Source organism: Kutzneria buriramensis, from assembly GCF_003387475.1.
Classification (GTDB): domain Bacteria; phylum Actinomycetota; class Actinomycetes; order Mycobacteriales; family Pseudonocardiaceae; genus Kutzneria; species Kutzneria buriramensis.
The window spans coordinates 26447-42137 of sequence record NZ_QUNO01000008.1 but is presented as its reverse complement, the minus strand read 5'-3'; the positions used below and the strand labels follow the sequence as shown (position 1 = coordinate 42137).

Below are 15691 nucleotides of genomic sequence, written 5' to 3'. Positions count from 1 at the left end.
GCATGTCCGACCGTCTTGACGTCGACGAGCTGGCCGCCGCGTTGCAGGACGGCATCGGCCTGCTGGCGCGGCGGCTGCGCCAGGCCCCGACGCCGGGCGAGCTGACCCTGCCGGAGCGGTCCGCACTGTCGCGTTTGGACCGTGGTGGGCCGGCGACGTCGGCGGAACTGGCGCGTGCGGAGCAGATCACGCCGCAGGCGATGGCGACGACGCTCGGCGGCTTGGAGCAGCGGGGGCTGGTGCGGCGGCACAACGACCCGCACGACGGGCGGCGGATCATCATGTCGCTGACGGAGGACGGGCGGGAGATGTTGCGGCGCAAGCGGGCGGCCCGCGCGCGACAGCTGGCGGCGACGCTCGCAACTGGATTCACGGGCGACGAGCTGGCGGCGCTGGCGGTCGCGGCGCCGCTGCTGGAACGGCTCGCGGAACGGATCTAGGGCGTCAGGACGATCTTGCCGAGGTTGGCGCGGGCCTCGATGACACGGTGCGCCTCGGCTGCGTCGGTGAGGTCGAGGACGGCGTGGACGGCCGGCCTGAGCTTCCCCTGCACGTTCAGGTCCCACAGTTCCCGGCGGTGCCGGGCGTAGACCTCGGGACGGCGCGAGGCGAAGTGCGCCATGGCGAAACCGATCACGCTGCGGGCGTGGAAACGCAGCTCGTTGACGTCGACGGGCTCGCCGGCGGCGTTGAAGCTCACGAACCGGCCGAACGGCGCCAGCAGTGGCAGGGTCGCGGTCTGGGCCTGGCCGCCCACCCCGTCCAGCACGATGTCGACGGGATCGGTGTCGGGCTTGTCGTAGCGAATGACCTCGTTCGCGCCGATTTCGCGGACGAAGGCGGCCTTCGTGTCATCGCCGACCGCGGCCACCACCCGGCTCGCGCCGAAGGCCTGCGCCAGCTGGACGGCGAGATGGCCGACCCCACCGGCGGCCGCGGTGACCAGCACGCTCTCCCCCGGCCGCATGGCCGCCGCCCACAGGGTGCCGAGCGCGACCTGGCCGCCACGGACCAGCGCGACCGCCGCGGCGTCGTCGACCTCGTCCGGAACGGGCGCGGCGAAGGGCGTCGCCACGGTCGCGAACTCGGCGTATGCGCCGGTGAAGGCCAGGCCGGCGACCCGCTGGCCGATCTCCCAGCCCGTGACGTCCGGGCCGGTCGCCGCGACGCGGCCCACGACGTCGCCGCCCGGCACCTCGCCGTTCGTCCCCTTCAGACGCACCACCGGCAGGCTGACGCCGATCGCGTCCACCTCGATCAGCAGTTCGCCCTGCCCCGGCGTCGGCCGCGGCGCCTCCTCCAGCTCCAGCCCGTGCTGGCGACAGGCGATTCGACGCACGTCCCCACCCCCTTCAACACTGTTCAACTTCAACGGCGTTGAACTTTGCGGCATACTGGTGCCTCACGTCAACTGGAGGTGCCGTGCGGATCAACCGCGAGCAGGTGCTCACCGCCGCGCTCGACCTGCTCGACGAGGTCGGCCTCGACCACCTCACGATGCGGCGGCTGGCCACCGCGCTGGGCGTCCAGAACGGGGCCACGTACTGGCATTTCCGCAGCAAGCAGGCCCTGTTGGAGGCGATGGCCGACGCCATGCTCGCCGGCGTTGCGACCGTCGCGCCGGGCCCGTGGGACGTCCGCGTGGCGGAGCTCGCGACCCGCCTCCGCCGCGCCCTCCTCGCCCGCCGCGACGGCGCGCGCGTCTTCTCCGGCGTCTTCTTCCCCCTGCCCAACGCCCTCGCCTACGGCGACGCCCTCATCGGCTCGCTGCTGGACGCCGGCCTCTCCCCCCGCGACGCCGCCTGGACCGCCGACACCATCACGTACCACGTCGTCGCGCACACCATCGAGCACCAGCTCGCGGCGTCCACTCCGGACACGGGCCGCCTCGCCGCCGCCGTCGATCCCTCGGCGCACCCCCACCTGCACGCCGCCCTCCCCCACGTGCCCTCGCCCCACCCCGACGAACACTTCCAGCACGGCCTCAACCTCATCCTCGCCGGCACCAAAGTTGCCGTTGCGGGCGGATCCGGTCACGTCGCCAGCATCCAACGGTGAGAGTGCTCGGACCTGGGCGTGCGTGGTGACGATCGCCGCCGGCCTGCCTTACCTTGTGCTGAAAGGGATCTGGCTGGCCGGGATGCCGGTCGGGGCCAGCACGCCGGGCGGCGCGGCGGAGCTCCTCGACACCCGGCACCTGCTCGGCGACGTGATCACCGTTGGCGTGCCGATCGGCCTCGTCGCGCAGGCCCTGGCCGGCGGGTCGCCCGCGCCCGCCGACAGCGGGCTCCAGGGCTGGGTGTGCGCCTGTGTCGACGGCGGATTCGTGGCGCAGGGACTGGCTTTGCTGGTCGCCTTCGTCGGTTACGCCCGTGAGCGCTGGCGATTCGTCGTCGGTGACGCCAGGCCACCGGGCATCGCCTCGGCGGTGGCCATTGTGTACGGCGTCGCGATGGTGTTGTGGTCCATCGGCGGCGAAGCCCGGGGCGGCCCGGGCGGCTTCGAGACCGTGACGCAGCGGAGGTTCCTCGCCGCGACCGGTCGTCGCCGGCCTGGTCCTCGGCGGCTCGGCGCTGCGGGCCTGTGGGCCGGCCGAGGCCGGCCCACCAGCCCCCGTCAGCCCTGCTGGAAGTCCTCGAACTCGACGACCTGGCGCACCTCGACCTCGATCTCGGTGAACAGGGCGGCGTACTCCTCGGCGTAGGCGACGGCCTGCTCGCGGCTCTCGGCGTTGATCAGCGCGAAGCCGCCGATGACCTCCTTGGCCTCGGTGAACGGGCCGTCGGTGGCGGTCGTCGCGCCGCTGCTGGTCTTGCGCACCAGCGCGCCCTTCGCCGACGGGTGCACGCCCTCCGCGGTGATCAGGATGCCGCGGGCGGTCCAGTCCCCGATCTTGGCGCCCATCTTCTCGATGAACTCCGGGCTGGGGTTCCACGCCTCGGGCAGGCTCTCGTCCATCCGGTGCATCATGAGAAACCGCATGACCAGCTCCCTCACGTCTCGAGGCCGATCCCTGTGACCGGCCTTCACCAGGGCGTCGAACGGATCCGCGCCGGATCGACACGTCCCCTGGACGAGATCTCATCAGACGACGCGCTGTAGCGGCCGGGCGCCACCGCCGATGATGGGGTGGGAGGTGGGCACTGTGGGGGATCGTGTGCCGTCGTTGCAGGAGCTGATCCGACGCCGTCAGGCCGGCGGATTCGTCGGGCGCGTCGAGCAGTTGGCCCAGTTCAAGGCCAATCTGGCGCTGCCGGACGAGCTCCGCCGGTTCGTGTTCTCGGTGCACGGCTCGGCCGGCGTCGGCAAGACGTTCCTGGTGCGGCAGTTCGTGCGGATGGCCCGTGACCGCGAGGTGCTCACCGGGTACGTCGACGAGTCCGCGTACGACGTGTTCACCGCCGTCGAGGCGGTGGTCGCCGACCTCGCCGGCCAGGGCGGGCGGTGCCGGGAGTTCCCCGGGCTGCTGGAGGAGTACCGGCAGCGGCGGCACGAGCTGGAGTCCGACCCGGCCGTGCCCGAGGAGGTGTCGTCGGCCCTGACCCGCACCGTCGCGCGGGTGGGCCTTCGCGTCGCCGGCGACATCCCCGTGGTCGGGGCGGTCGCCAAGGAGATCGACGGCGACACCGTCGCCCGGCAGCTCGACCGGGCGCGGGCATTCCTCGGCCGCAAGTTCCGCAGCCAGGAGGACGTGCGGCTGATCCTCACCCCCGTCGAGGTGCTGACCTCGGCGTTCGTCCGGGACCTGAGCGCCATCGCCGCCAGCCGGCCCATCGCGCTGTTCTTCGACACGTACGAGCGCACCGGGTCGTTCCTCGACGCGTGGCTGCTGGACCTGCTCGCCGGTCGGTACGGGGCGCTGCCCGGCAACCTGATCTTCGTCGTCGCCGGTCAGCGGCCGCTGGACGCCAACCGGTGGGGCGAGTACCTGCCCGTACGGACCGACTTCCCGCTGGAGATCTTCACCGACGCCGAGGCCCGGCAGCTGCTCGCCACCCATGGCGTGACCGATCCCCAGGTCGTCGAGGTCATCCTCGAGCTGTCCGGCCGCCTGCCGGTCTGGGTGGCCACGCTCGTCAGCACCCGCCCCGACAGCGCCGACGACGTCGGCGACCCCAGTGGCAGCGCCGTCGAGCGGTTCCTCAAGTGGGAGACCGACCCCCTGCGCCGCGCCGCCGCCCGCCACGGCGCCCTCCCCCGTCAGGTCGACCGCGACGTGCTGGCGGTCGTCGACCCCGACGCCGACCACTTCGACTGGCTCACCCGCCTGCCGTTCGTCGTCGAACACGCCACCAGCTACCGCTACCACGACGTCGTCCGCACCGCGATGCTCCGCGTCCTGCGCCGTGACTCTCCCACCGAGTGGCAACGCCTGCACCGAGCATTGGCCGAGCACTACGGCGCGGCCAAAGACGCGCTCGGTCTGACCCGACGGGACAATGTCGAATCCAAGGCGTGGCAACTACTCGCGTTGGAAGAGCGATACCACGACCTCTGCGGCCGAACGACCGCCGCGTTGCCCGCAGCACTCTGCGCGCTGGTCGACGCGATCGGCTGGAATTCCTCGTTGGTCCCGTCATGGCTCCAGACGATCAAGCAGGCCGGCAGGGACGCGGGCAGCATGGAGATCACCGCCCGGGCGGAGGAACTGGGCGATGGGAAGGACTTGGTCGACCTGCTCACGCAGCTGCTCGCCGGCCCCGGACTCGACCTCGAGCATCGGATGATCGCGCTGGCCGAACGCGGCAGTGAGTACCGCGAAGGCGACAGATGCGAGGACTCCGTCAGGGACCTGTCCGCGGCGGTCGCCATTCACGCCGCCAACGCATTTGAACTCAAACACTCCTGGGTCTTCGGCTACCGCGGCGAGACGTACCAGAAAATGAAACGGTTCGACGAAGCGATCGCAGACTTCAACAAGGCGGTCGAACTCAATCCAAAATATCAATGGGCGTTCGCCATGCGCGGCGAAACGTATCGAATAATGAAGCGATTCGACGACGCCATTGCCGACTTCAACAAGGCCGTCGAACTCAATCCAAAATATGGCTGGGCGTACGGCAGCCGCGGTCAGGCATATCAGGCGACGGGACGGAACGATGAAGCCATCGCCGACTTCACCAGGGCCATTGAATGCACCCCAAACTATGCATGGGCCTTCGCCATGCGCGGCGAGACGTACCGGTTAATGAAACGCTACAACGAAGCATTAACCGATTTCGACAAGGCAATCGAACATGACCCCATGTTCGCCTGGCCCGTCGTCGGCCGCGGCGTCACACACCGATCGCTCGAGCGACACGAGGAAGCCATCGCAGAATTCACCAGAGCAATCGAGTTGTTCCCCGAATACTCCTGGGCTTTCGTCGAGCGCGGCGAAACATACCATAAAACCACGCGCACCGCCGAAGCGATTGCCGATTTCACCAAGGCCATCGAGCTGACCCCCGACTACTACAGAGCCTTCGTCCGCCGCGGTCGCACCTACGGATGGCTCGGAAGGCACGAAGAAGCACTGGCCGACTTCAACAAGGCCATCGAACTCGCACCTGAGTCGTCGTGGGCGATCACCAGTCGTGGATGGACACTGCGACAAATGGGACAGTACGTCAGAGCGCTGGCCGACTTCAATGGCGCCATCGAACTAAACCCCGACTACGCCTGGGCCATCTCGGGCCGCGGCCAGGTGCACAGGCTGATGAACCAACACCACGAAGCGTTGACCGATTTGAACCGAGCCATCGAGCTCAATCCTTCGGACGGGTTTGCGAGTTACGAATCGGGGCTCGCTCTACAGGGACTCGACCGCCCAGATGAGGCGAAACGCCGAATCCGCAGCGCGATCGAGCACGATCGAGAAACTCTCAGAAATAATCCGAGGGCAACATATCAGGCCTTCAACATCGCCGTTTATCTCATCGCCCTCGGGGAGACGATGGAAGGACGGACTCAGCTCGAACAGAACTTGCGGCAAGGCGTTTCCACCCATGCCGTCCGAGTGGCCATCGGCGACTTCCGGGAGCTGGAGGAGTTCAGCGGGCAGGACCTGAGCGAGTTCATCGAGCTGCTGACGTCGTATCTGTGACACGGCGGAACAGGGCCGTCCACAGGAAGGGGACGCCGAACTGTGGGGAGTCGGCGGGCTGCTCGCGCATGGGCCGTATCTCCACCTCCGCCAGGTCGGCGAAGATGTGACGGAGGGAGTCGGGGGTGTAGCCGACGCCGCCGTCCAGGGTGAGAGTGCGATAGAAGTCGGCATCGGGACGGCTGGAGCCCTCGTCGGTGGTGAAACAGGTGAGGGCGAGGTGGCCGCCGGGGGCGAGGGCCCGGGCGACCAGGGCGAGGTAGCTGATCCGGCGGTGCGGCGGCAGGTGGTGGAAGCAGCCGGAGTCGTAGATCAGGTCGTACGTGCCGTCGACGGCGAAGACGTCGCCGCAGCGGAAGTGGACCTCGACGCCGGCCTCGCGGGCGCGGGAGGAGGCCCAGGAGATGGCCTCGGGCGACAGGTCGACGGCATCGACGGTGAAACCGGCGCGAGCGAGGTGGAGGGCGTTGCGACCGGGACCGCAGCCGACGTCCAGGGCCCGGCCGGGCCGGATGAGGCCGCGGTCGAGGTAGGAGACGAGGTTCTCGTCGGGTTTCAGGGCGAAGAACGGCACGGGGCGCGAGCGGTCGGCGTAGAAGCGGTCCCACCAGCCGGCGTCGGTGGTGTCGAACAAGCCGTCCAGCAGGCGCAGCAGGTCCTCGACGGAACGCACGTCCCGGTCCATGGAATCCCCCTCGCGAAGCCCCTTGATCTTATCATTTCCGCTGGTTGGATGGGGTGTGTGAGCGGATTCGCGATAGTCGGGACGGGCTGGCGGGCGGAGTACTTCTGGCGGCTGGCGGCGGAGCTGGACGGCCTGGACTGCACGGGCGTGGTGTCCCGGAGCAAGGACGGCCTCCCGGTGCCGGTGTACCGCACGCTGGACGAATGCCTGGCGACGAAGCCGGACTTCGTGGTGACGGCGACGCCCTGGGCGGTGACGCCGTCGCTGGTGGCGGAGCTGGCGGAGCGAGGTGTGCCGGTGTTGGCGGAGACACCGCCGGCGCCGGATCTGCTGGGGCTGCGGGAGTTGTGGGCGAAGGTGGGCCCGGGCAAGGCGCAGGTGGCGGAGCAGTACAGCCGGATGCCGGCGCACGCGGCGAGGGTGGCGTTGGTGCACAAAGGGGTGCTCGGCGAGCCGAAGCGAGTGGACGTCTCCTCCACGCACCAGTACCACGCGGTGTCGCTGATCCGGACGTTGCTGGGTGTCGGGCGCGGTCGGGCGGACGTGCGGGCGGTGCGGACGATCGCGCGGCTGGCGGATCCGTTGAGCCGCGACGGTTGGGCGGAGCCGGCAGAGATCAAGGACGCGACCACGACGATCGCGACCATCGAGTTCGACGGCGGCGGGCTCGGCCTGTACGACTTCACCGACAACCAGTGGCACAACCAGCTGCTGATGCGGCGACTCCTGGTCCGCGGCACGCTGGGTGAGTTGCGGGACAACGAGGTCGTGCGGTTGACGGCGCCGAAGACCATTGTCCGCACGGAGATCGTGCGCCGGCAGACCGGCTACGACCTCGACCTGGACGGCTACGACACCGACCACATCACCTTCGGCGACGAGGTGCTGTACCGCAACCCGTACCAGGGGAAGCGGTGGAACGACGAGGAGATCGCCATCGCCACCCTGTTGCAGGACATGGGGAACTGGGTGCGCGGCGACGGCCCGGAGCCGTACCCCCTGGCCGACGGCATCCAGGACCACCGCATCGCACTGGCGATCGAGGAGGCCGCCGACAGCGGTCTCCCCGTCCGAGTAGACGACGAACCCTGGCACTAACCCCCGCGAGTCGCGCTCACAGACATACCGAATGTACGTTTCAGGCAGAACTGAGATCCCGAGGCTCGTTTCTGCACGAAACCTACATTCAGTGTGTCGCTGAGCGCGACTCGCGGGGGTTCAGTAGACGTTGTGGAGGAGTTCCAGGACTTCGGGCTCGGTGGGGAGGCGGGGGGTGTTCTTGGTGACGGCGTCGGCCACGGCGGCGGCGGCCATGGACGGGAGGAGGTCCGTCGTGGCGCCGAGATCCCGCAGCGGGCGCCGGACGTCCACCACGCCGCAGAGGAACTGCACGGAGTCGATGGCGGCATCGGCGGCGGGCTCGACGCCCATGGCCCGGGCGGCCTCGGCGTACGCGTCGGCGGCCTCGGTGAGGCTGAACCGCATGACGTCCTCGAACACGGCGGCCAGCGCGATGCCGTGGGGCGTGCCGGTGTGGGCGGTGATGGCGTGCCCGATGCCGTGCACGAGACCGAGGCCGGAGATGGTCAGGGCCCGCCCGGCAAGGTGGGCGCCGAGCATGAGCTGGGACCGGGCCTCCAGGTCGGAGCCGTCCCGGTACGCGGTGGGCAGCCACCGGCTGACCAGGCTCACGGCCTGGAAGGCGTACGCCCGCGAGAACGCATTGGCGCCACGGGAAGCCAGCGACTCGACGCCGTGCACGAGGGCGTCGATACCGGTCGCGGCGGTGACCCGAGCCGGCAGGCAAAGCGTCAGCTCCGGGTCCAGCACGGCGATCCGCGGCCGCACCGACGAGTGTCCGATGTAGACCTTGCGGCAGGCATGGGCGTCCTCGATGACACCGAACCCGTTGGTCTCCGCGCCGGTGCCGGACGTCGTCGGCACGGCGATCAGCGGCAGTCCCGGCGCGGCGTCCCACAGGCTGTCGGCGTCGGCGGCGACCGAGGAGGCGTTGCCCACCAACAAGGAGATGCCCTTGGCGGCGTCGAGGGGAGAGCCGCCGCCAAGGGCGATGATCACCGCGGAGCCGAACTCGCGGGCACCCGCCGCACCCCGGTCGATCTCCACAGTGGACGGATTGGGGCTGATGTCCTCGTACACGGCGGTTTCCACGCCGGCGGGGTCGAGCACCTTCACCACGCGATCCACGATGCCGGCGGCCCGCAGCCCTCGGTCGGTGACGACAAACGCACGGGAGAAGCCGAGGTCCGCCACGAACTCGGGCAGCCGCTGCACGACACCGGGGCCGAACTCCACCCGAGCGGTGGGCTCGATGCTCAGACTGCCGACACCAGACACGGCGCGCCTCCCTCCGTGAGCCGGAACTCCTTGCCGGCAAGGGTTTCGTACAGCCGGACGGGACTCATCTCGCCGGCCAGGTCGCCGTACTGCGCCCGCGCCCGCCGGTAGATCTGCTCCACCAGCGCGGACAGCTCGGTGGACACGCCGAGGTCCCGCCCGAGGTCCACAGCCAGCCCGAGATCCTTGCACGCCAAGGCCATCGCGAAGGAGTCGTCGTAGTCGCCGTCGTTGAGCACGCACAACACGTCGCTGTCGAGGAAGTGGGACGCGGCCGGGCTGGCCAACAGCGAATCGCGCAGCACGCTGAGGTTGACGCCGGCCTTGACGCCCATCGCCAGCACCTCGGAGGTGGCGACCAGGTGGCAGAACCACAGCAGGTTGATCATGAGCTTCACGGTGTAGCCGGCGCCGAGGCCACCGACGTGCAGGACCTTCGACGGGTCGCCCATGACATGGAACAACGGCCGGGCGCGCTCGAAGTCCTCGGCCGCGCCGCCGACGAAGATCTGCAACATGCCGGCCTCGGCGCCGCGAGCCATGCCGCTGACCGGGGCGTCCAGCCGGCGGATGCCGACGTGCTCGGCGGCCGCCGGCGTGGAGGTGGACATGTCGATCCACAGCGCGCCTTCCGGCAGCGCGGCGGCGGCGCCGGCCCGCAGCATGACGTCCTCGACGACGCGCGGCGTCGGCACCATGGTGATGAAAACGTCGGCCGCGGCGGCGCATTCGGCCGGCGTGGCGGCCCAGGTCGCGCCCAGCGCGAGGTGTTCGGCGGCAGCCTTCTGGCGCACGTCGTGCACGGTCACCTGATACCCAGCCAGGATCAGGTGCCGGGCCATGTGTCGCCCCATGTTGCCCAGGCCGACGAAGCCGATTCTCATCTGCGAGCCTCTCAGGTCAGGTCGATCCAGGTGGTCTTGACGGCGGTGTAGGCGTCCAGTGCGTGCAGGGACTTGTCCCGGCCCGCGCCGGTTGCCTTGAAACCGCCGAACGGTGTGATCACGTCGCTGGCGTCGAAGGTGTTGACCCACACGGTGCCGGCGCGCAGCCGCCGTGCGACCTTGTGCGCCACCGAAATGTCCCGGGTCCACACCGACGCGGCCAGCCCGAAGTCGGTGTCGTTGGCCAGCCGGGTGCCCTCCTCGGCGTCCCCGTCGAAGCCGATCACGGCCAGCACCGGGCCGAAGACCTCCTCGCGGGCCACGGTGTCCGAATTGGACACGTCGGCGAGCACGGTCGGCGCCATGTAGTTGCCGTCCAGCACATCCCCGCCGAGCACGACCTTTGCTCCCTGCGCGACCCCGGTGCGCACGTAGCCGAGAACCTTGGCCAGCTGGGCGGAATCGACGATCGGTCCCATCACGGTGTCCGGATCGAGCGGGTCGCCGACCTTGAACGTGTCCCGCGTGACCTTGACGATCTCGTCGATCAGCTCGTCCCGCACCGAGTTGTGCACGATCACCCGCGAGCCCGCGTTGCAGGTCTGGCCGGCGTTGTAGAAGATGCCCCAGGCGATCGCCGACGCCGCCGCCGACAGGTCCGCGTCCGGCAGCACCAGCTGGGGCGATTTGCCGCCGGCCTCGACCGCGACCTGCTTGCCGTTGGACTCCCCCGCGTACACCTGGAACAGCCGCGCCACCTCGGCGGAGCCGGTGAACGCGATCTTGTCCACGTCCGGGTGCCGCCCCAGCGCCTGCCCGGCGACCTCGCCCAGGCCCGGCACCACGTTGAGCACTCCGTCCGGCAGCCCGGCCTCGGTTGCCAAGCGGGACAACACAAGCGCCGCCAGCGACGTCTGCTCGGCCGGCTTGAGCACCACCGAGTTGCCGGTCGCGATGGCCGGCGCGAGCTTCCAGGACGCGATCAGCAGCGCGTAGTTCCACGGCACCACCGCGCCGATCACGCCCAGCGGCTCGCGGGTGATCAATGCCAGCGCGTCGCGAGGCGCCGGCGCGATCTCGTCGTACGTCTTGTCGATCGCCTCGGCGTACCAGGTGATCGTCTCCGCCGCCTTGGTCACGTCCACGCGGATGGCCTCGCCGATCGGCTTGCCCATCTCCAGCGTGTCCAGCAGCGCCAGCTCCTCGGCGTTCTCCATGATCAGCGAGGACCAACGCAGCATGATCCGCTTGCGCTCCTTGGGCGGCAGCTCCCGCCACACCCCGCTGTCGAACGCCGCCCGCGCGGCGCGCACCGCCTCGTCGACATCCTCCTTGCCGCAGGCGGAAACGCTGGCCACCACGCTGCCGTCACGCGGCGACACGCTGTCGAACGTCCGCCCGGACCGGGCGTCGACGAACCGGCCGGCGATGTGCGGGCGGGTCTCCGGCTCGATCTTCGCGGCGGCGGTCAGCCAGTACTCGTGGTTCATCCGATCCTCCAGCGCCGCACGGCGTCCTCGTCCAGCTCGATGCCCAACCCCGGAGTCTGCGGCACTTCCAGCTCGCCCGCACGGTTGACCATGACCGGTTCGGCCAGCATGAAGTCGCGGCGCTGCGGGGTCCAGCCCGGCGGGTCGAACGGGAACTCGAAGTACGGGCCGCCGCCGACCCCCGCCGCGACGTGCAGGTTCGCCAGCACGCCGATGCCGTTGGTCCAGCTGTGCGGGGTGAACTGCCGGTGCTTGAGCTGGGCCAGCTCGGCCAGCGTGCGGGCGCGGTGCATGCCGATCGCCAGCACCACGTCCATCTGGTAGATGTCCAGCACGTCGTGCTCCAGGTAGCGGAGCAGCTCGGGCAGCGAATGCTGCATCTCCCCCGCCGCGATGCGCACACCGGGATTCTCCGCGCGCAGCACCTTGAAGCCGTCGAGATCGTTGTAAGGCAACGGCTCCTCGACCCAGAACACGTCGTGTTCGGCCAGCCGGCGGACGATCCTGCGCGTGGTGACCAGGTCGGAGGCGGTCGCGGTGTCGCCGGCCATCCGCCAGGACTGGTTGAGGTCCACCATGATCTCGAAGCCAGGGCCCAGCGCTTCCCGCACGGCGGCGACCGTGGCGATGCCGTCCTCGACGCGGTCGCGGTCGATCCGGATCTTCATCGCCCGGAAGCCGAGCTCCCTGGCGTGCAGCGCGACCTCGACACGCTCGGCCGGCGGCTTGAGCTCGGCCGACGACGCGTACGCGGGCACGGCCCGGGCGGCGTTGCCCAGCAGGGTGGCGACCGGCAGGCGCGCGACCTTGCCGATGATGTCCCACAGCGCGACCTCCAGCGGCCAGTAGTAGCCGCCGTGGAAGTTGGCCGTCTCGATCGCTTTGACGTGCCGGACGATGTCCAGCGGGTCCTGGCCGAGGAAGAGGTCCCTGAACGCGTCGAAGCCGTCCATGGTGTCGCCGGAGCCGATGCCGGTGACGCCCTCGTCGGTGTGCACGCGCACGATCGTGGCGTCGAAGCTGGTCCGCGGCTCGGGGTCCCAGGCCGCGCGCAGCGGCGGGTCGAGCTGGAGTCGCAGGCGGTCCAGCGTGATGTCGGTGATCTTCATCGGCTGTCCCCGGGGTTGTAGAACGGGTTGTACGCGCCTTGTTCGGCGGCCTGGAGCACGTCCTGGACGGTCGGCGTGCCGTCGATGGCCGCCTTGATCGCGCCGTGCGCGGCGTCCCGCTGGTTGCGGTACGACTCGTCCAGGTCGTCGACCGCCGGATTCACCCAGACCGCCGCGATGATCAGCAGGTCGTCGGGGTCTTGCAGCAGGTTCTTCGCGACGGCGTCGGCCACGCCCTGCGCCAGTCCCGCCTGCGCCGAGCCCCAGATCGCCCGCTCGTGCAGCTCGCCGGCCGGCGCGGCCTTGCTGACGAACAGCGTGAACGGCTTCACCGGCACCGACGGCCGCAGCACCGTCATGAACGGCACGTGGCCGGCGCTGGGCGTGGCCAGCGCGGTCGCCCACGCGGCCGCCACCGGGCCGTCCTTGCGGCCGAGCACGATGTTGGTGTGCGCGGCATTCGCGCCGTCGCCGACAAATGATTCGCCGATGAGAATCATGAATCCGAATTTAGGTCGCGGCGGTTCGCCGGGCAAGGAATCGCAACGACGGTTGCGCTCCCGACAACTCGGCTTAGTCTGACCGGATGGAACGCCACCAGGGCCACGGGCTGCGCCGGGACATCGAGCTGCTGGAGGCGCTCGGCTCCGCCGAGGCCCAGCGCGCCGGCGGGCTCGGCGTGGTGCGGCTGGGGCAGCTGGTCGGCCGGGAGAAGAGCCAGGTGTCGCGGGCGCTGCGGGCGCTGGCCGAGGAGGGACTGGTCGAGCGGGACCCCGACACCCTCGAGTACCGGCTCGGCTGGCGGCTGTTCGCGCTGGTCGCGCGGTCCGGGGAGAACCGGCTGGTGCGGGTCGCGGACCCGATCATGCGCGGGCTGTCCACCGACCTGGAGGAGACCGTGCACCTGTGCGTGCTGCGGGACCGGCAGGTGCTGACTCTGCTATCCGTGTCCGGGCACTCGTTCCGTGCTCACGGGTGGGAGGGGCGCGGCGTGCCCGTGCCGTGCACGTCCGCCGGGCGGGTGCTGCTGCTCGACTCCACCCCCGACGACCTGTACGTGCGCTTTCCCGCCGGCGTGGACCTGTCGGCCGGGCACCCGAACTCGACGGTGCGGACGCTGTCGGATCTGTGGGCGCGGATCCAGGAGGTCCGGCGCGACGGGTACGCGCGGGTGCGGGAGGAGTTCGAGGACGCCCTGGTCGGGGTGTCCGCGCCGATCCGGGACTTCCGGGGGCGGGTGGTGGCGGCGCTGAACGTGTCGGCGCCGGCGGAGCGGCTCGGTGCGCGGTTGGACGAGGCGGGGCGGGTGACGGCGGCGGCCGCGGCGACGGTGTCGGCGCACCTCGGGTGGGAGGGGCGGCCGGTGCGGCAGGCCCAGGCGCGGTTGACCTGAGGCCGGTTGTCCACAGGGGCCGAGTTGTCCACAGGCGACCCCGGTTCAAGATCGACAAAGCATCGCCGCGGGTAGGATGGGCTCGGGGCGGCCACCCCGGGAGTGGTGGGGGATGAAACCCGGTACCGGTTGCCCTGATCGCAACTCAGGTGTCGAATTCGTGCGATTCCTTGTTCGTATAGTTTTCCGGGTCGACAATTCCGGCCCATGGACGTGGACGGAATCGCCAAGGCCTCGGGAAGCGGTGACCTATTCATCGGCGGCCGGTGGCGCCCGGCCGCCGACGGGCGGACCTATCCGGTGTCCGATCCGGCGACGGGGACCGTGATCCGCGAGGTCTCCGCCGCCGGCCCGGCCGACTCGGCGGCGGCGGTCGACGCGGCGGCCGAGGCCCTGGACGGCTGGCGGTCGACGGCGCCGCGCCGCCGGTCCGAGATCCTGCACGACATGTTCGCGGCGATGCGGGACCACGCCGGCGAACTCGCCCGGCTGATCACCCTGGAGAACGGCAAGGCCCTCCGCGACGCCAGAGCCGAGGTGTTCTACGCGGCGGAGTTCTTCCGCTGGTTCGCGGAGGAGGCCGTCCGGATCGGGTCCAGCTTCGGCGACGCGCCGGCGGGCGGCTTCCGGCACCTGGTCCGCCGGCAACCCGTTGGCGTGACGGCATTCGTGACGCCCTGGAACTTCCCGGCGGCGATGGCCACCCGCAAGATCGCCCCGGCGCTCGCCGCCGGCTGCCCGGTGGTGCTCAAGCCGGCGCCGGACACGCCGCTGACCGCGCTGGCGGTCGCGGGCCTGCTGGCCGAGGTCGGTCTGCCGGATGGTGTATGCAATGTGCTGCCGACCGATCGCGCCGCCGAGGTGGCCGACGTCTGGTTCCGGGACGACCGGGTGCGCAAGTTCTCGTTCACGGGATCGACGGCGACCGGCCGCGTCCTGCTGCGGCAGGCCGCCGACCACGTCGTGAACGTGACGATGGAGCTCGGCGGCAACGCCCCGTTCATCGTCTGCCCGGACGCCGACGTCGACGCCGCCGTGCGTGGCGCGATGGACGCCAAGATGCGCGGCGGCGGCGAGGTGTGCATCGCCGCCAACCGCTTCTACGTGCACGAGGACGTCGCCGAGGAGTTCACCGCCAAGTTCGGCGCGGCGATGGCGTCCGTCCACATCGGCGCCGGCCTGGACGAGGGCGTGACGCTCGGGCCGATGGTGAACGAGGCGGCGGTGACCAAGATCCAGGGCCTCGTCGACGACGCTCTGGACAAGGGCGCGAAGATCGCCGCCCAGGGGCCGACGCCGGAAGGCCCCGGCTGGTACTTCCCGGCGACCGTGCTCACCGATGTGCCCGACGACGCCGAGATGCTGCACACCGAGGTGTTCGGGCCGGTGGCGCCGATCGTGACGTACCGGGACGAGGACGAGATGCTGGCCCGGGCCAACGACTCCGAGCACGGCCTGGCGTCCTATGTGTACTCCGGCAGCCTATCGCGCGGGCTGCGGATCTCCGACCGGCTGGAGGCCGGCATGGTCGGGCTGAACCGGGGGCTGATCTCCGACCCCGCCGCCCCGTTCGGCGGCGTGAAGCAGTCGGGACTGGGGAGAGAGGGCGGGCGCGAGGGCATCGACGCCTTCCTCGAGACGAAGTACATCGCTGTCGACTGGCCGAACATCCCCTGACAGAACAGGA

General features: G+C 70.2%; 15 protein-coding genes. 7 read left to right on the top strand and 8 right to left on the bottom strand.

What is annotated here, in order from left to right; all coding sequences use genetic code 11:
- The first annotated feature begins 2 nt into the window (after window positions 1-2).
- A complete protein-coding gene (locus BCF44_RS23490; RefSeq protein WP_116176521.1) occupies window positions 3-440 on the top strand; it encodes a MarR family winged helix-turn-helix transcriptional regulator in 438 nt (145 codons plus the stop codon).
- Here BCF44_RS23490 and BCF44_RS23485 read toward each other — a convergent pair.
- A complete protein-coding gene (locus BCF44_RS23485; protein WP_211353191.1) occupies window positions 437-1339 on the bottom strand; it encodes a quinone oxidoreductase family protein in 903 nt (300 codons plus the stop codon). The two genes, BCF44_RS23490 and BCF44_RS23485, sit on opposite strands and share 4 nt — an antisense overlap.
- An 83-nt stretch (window positions 1340-1422) precedes the next feature.
- Here BCF44_RS23485 and BCF44_RS23480 point away from each other — a divergent pair, with 83 nt between their 5' ends.
- Together BCF44_RS23480 and BCF44_RS23475 are read left to right on the top strand one after the other, a co-directional pair.
- Window positions 1423-2058, top strand: a complete 636-nt coding sequence (locus BCF44_RS23480; RefSeq protein ID WP_211353190.1) for a TetR/AcrR family transcriptional regulator C-terminal domain-containing protein — start codon at window positions 1423-1425, stop codon at window positions 2056-2058.
- A 22-nt stretch (window positions 2059-2080) separates the two neighbouring features.
- A complete protein-coding gene (locus tag BCF44_RS23475; protein WP_116176519.1) occupies window positions 2081-2704 on the top strand; it encodes a hypothetical protein in 624 nt (207 codons plus the stop codon).
- Here the strand turns inward: BCF44_RS23475 and BCF44_RS23470 are convergent.
- Window positions 2617-2982 (bottom strand): YciI family protein, encoded by a 366-nt coding sequence (locus BCF44_RS23470; RefSeq protein ID WP_116176867.1) that lies wholly within the window; start codon window positions 2980-2982, stop codon window positions 2617-2619. The genes BCF44_RS23475 and BCF44_RS23470 overlap by 88 nt on opposite strands.
- 163 nt (window positions 2983-3145) lie before the next feature.
- On the opposite strand from BCF44_RS23470, the gene BCF44_RS23465 reads away from it, so the two are divergent.
- Window positions 3146-6085 (top strand): tetratricopeptide repeat protein, encoded by a 2940-nt coding sequence (locus BCF44_RS23465; RefSeq protein ID WP_147328606.1) that lies wholly within the window; start codon window positions 3146-3148, stop codon window positions 6083-6085.
- On the opposite strand, the gene BCF44_RS23460 is transcribed toward BCF44_RS23465, so the two are convergent.
- On the bottom strand, window positions 6057-6770 hold the full coding sequence (locus tag BCF44_RS23460) for a class I SAM-dependent methyltransferase (protein WP_116176517.1): 714 nt from the start codon (window positions 6768-6770) through the stop codon (window positions 6057-6059). The two genes, BCF44_RS23465 and BCF44_RS23460, sit on opposite strands and share 29 nt — an antisense overlap.
- Before the next feature lie 57 nt (window positions 6771-6827).
- Between BCF44_RS23460 and BCF44_RS23455 the strand changes: the two genes are divergently transcribed.
- Window positions 6828-7868, top strand: coding sequence for a Gfo/Idh/MocA family protein (locus BCF44_RS23455; RefSeq protein ID WP_211353189.1), 1041 nt, complete (start codon window positions 6828-6830; stop codon window positions 7866-7868).
- Window positions 7869-7988: 120 nt separating this feature from the next.
- Here the strand turns inward: BCF44_RS23455 and BCF44_RS23450 are convergent, their stop codons facing one another.
- Genes BCF44_RS23450 through fae form a run of 5 tightly spaced genes read right to left on the bottom strand, consistent with a single transcriptional unit; the run spans window position 7989 to window position 13111 of the window.
- Window positions 7989-9128, bottom strand: a complete 1140-nt coding sequence (locus tag BCF44_RS23450; RefSeq protein WP_116176515.1) for an iron-containing alcohol dehydrogenase family protein — start codon at window positions 9126-9128, stop codon at window positions 7989-7991.
- Complete coding sequence (locus tag BCF44_RS23445) at window positions 9107-10012, bottom strand: NAD(P)-dependent oxidoreductase (RefSeq protein WP_116176514.1); 906 nt, start codon at window positions 10010-10012, stop codon at window positions 9107-9109. The genes BCF44_RS23450 and BCF44_RS23445 overlap by 22 nt, the downstream gene beginning before the upstream one ends.
- Window positions 10013-10023: 11 nt before the next feature.
- Complete coding sequence (locus BCF44_RS23440; protein WP_246015465.1) at window positions 10024-11502, bottom strand: aldehyde dehydrogenase; 1479 nt, start codon at window positions 11500-11502, stop codon at window positions 10024-10026.
- A complete protein-coding gene (locus tag BCF44_RS23435; RefSeq protein ID WP_116176513.1) occupies window positions 11499-12611 on the bottom strand; it encodes a mandelate racemase/muconate lactonizing enzyme family protein in 1113 nt (370 codons plus the stop codon). Before BCF44_RS23435 ends, BCF44_RS23440 begins: the two co-directional genes overlap by 4 nt.
- Complete coding sequence (gene fae / locus BCF44_RS23430) at window positions 12608-13111, bottom strand: formaldehyde-activating enzyme (protein ID WP_116176512.1); 504 nt, start codon at window positions 13109-13111, stop codon at window positions 12608-12610. The genes BCF44_RS23435 and fae overlap by 4 nt, the downstream gene beginning before the upstream one ends.
- A gap of 86 nt (window positions 13112-13197) precedes the next feature.
- On the opposite strand from fae, the gene BCF44_RS23425 reads away from it, so the two are divergent.
- Window positions 13198-14004 carry an IclR family transcriptional regulator gene (locus BCF44_RS23425; protein WP_116176511.1) on the top strand — a complete coding sequence of 269 codons (807 nt, stop codon included), beginning with the start codon at window positions 13198-13200 and terminating at the stop codon, window positions 14002-14004.
- Window positions 14005-14211: 207 nt separating this feature from the next.
- A complete protein-coding gene (locus tag BCF44_RS23420; protein ID WP_116176510.1) occupies window positions 14212-15681 on the top strand; it encodes an NAD-dependent succinate-semialdehyde dehydrogenase in 1470 nt (489 codons plus the stop codon).
- The last annotated feature ends 10 nt before the right edge of the window (window positions 15682-15691 follow it).

Coding starts and splice junctions, on each gene's coding strand:
- BCF44_RS23420 (WP_116176510.1), top strand. CDS start 14,212: ATGGACGTGGACGGAATCGCCAAGGCCTCGGGAAGCGGTGACCTATTC.
- BCF44_RS23460 (WP_116176517.1), bottom strand. CDS start 6,770: ATGGACCGGGACGTGCGTTCCGTCGAGGACCTGCTGCGCCTGCTGGAC.
- fae (WP_116176512.1), bottom strand. CDS start 13,111: ATGATTCTCATCGGCGAATCATTTGTCGGCGACGGCGCGAATGCCGCG.
- BCF44_RS23440 (WP_246015465.1), bottom strand. CDS start 11,502: ATGAACCACGAGTACTGGCTGACCGCCGCCGCGAAGATCGAGCCGGAG.
- BCF44_RS23445 (WP_116176514.1), bottom strand. CDS start 10,012: ATGAGAATCGGCTTCGTCGGCCTGGGCAACATGGGGCGACACATGGCC.
- BCF44_RS23425 (WP_116176511.1), top strand. CDS start 13,198: ATGGAACGCCACCAGGGCCACGGGCTGCGCCGGGACATCGAGCTGCTG.
- BCF44_RS23470 (WP_116176867.1), bottom strand. CDS start 2,982: ATGCGGTTTCTCATGATGCACCGGATGGACGAGAGCCTGCCCGAGGCG.
- BCF44_RS23490 (WP_116176521.1), top strand. CDS start 3: ATGTCCGACCGTCTTGACGTCGACGAGCTGGCCGCCGCGTTGCAGGAC.
- BCF44_RS23435 (WP_116176513.1), bottom strand. CDS start 12,611: ATGAAGATCACCGACATCACGCTGGACCGCCTGCGACTCCAGCTCGAC.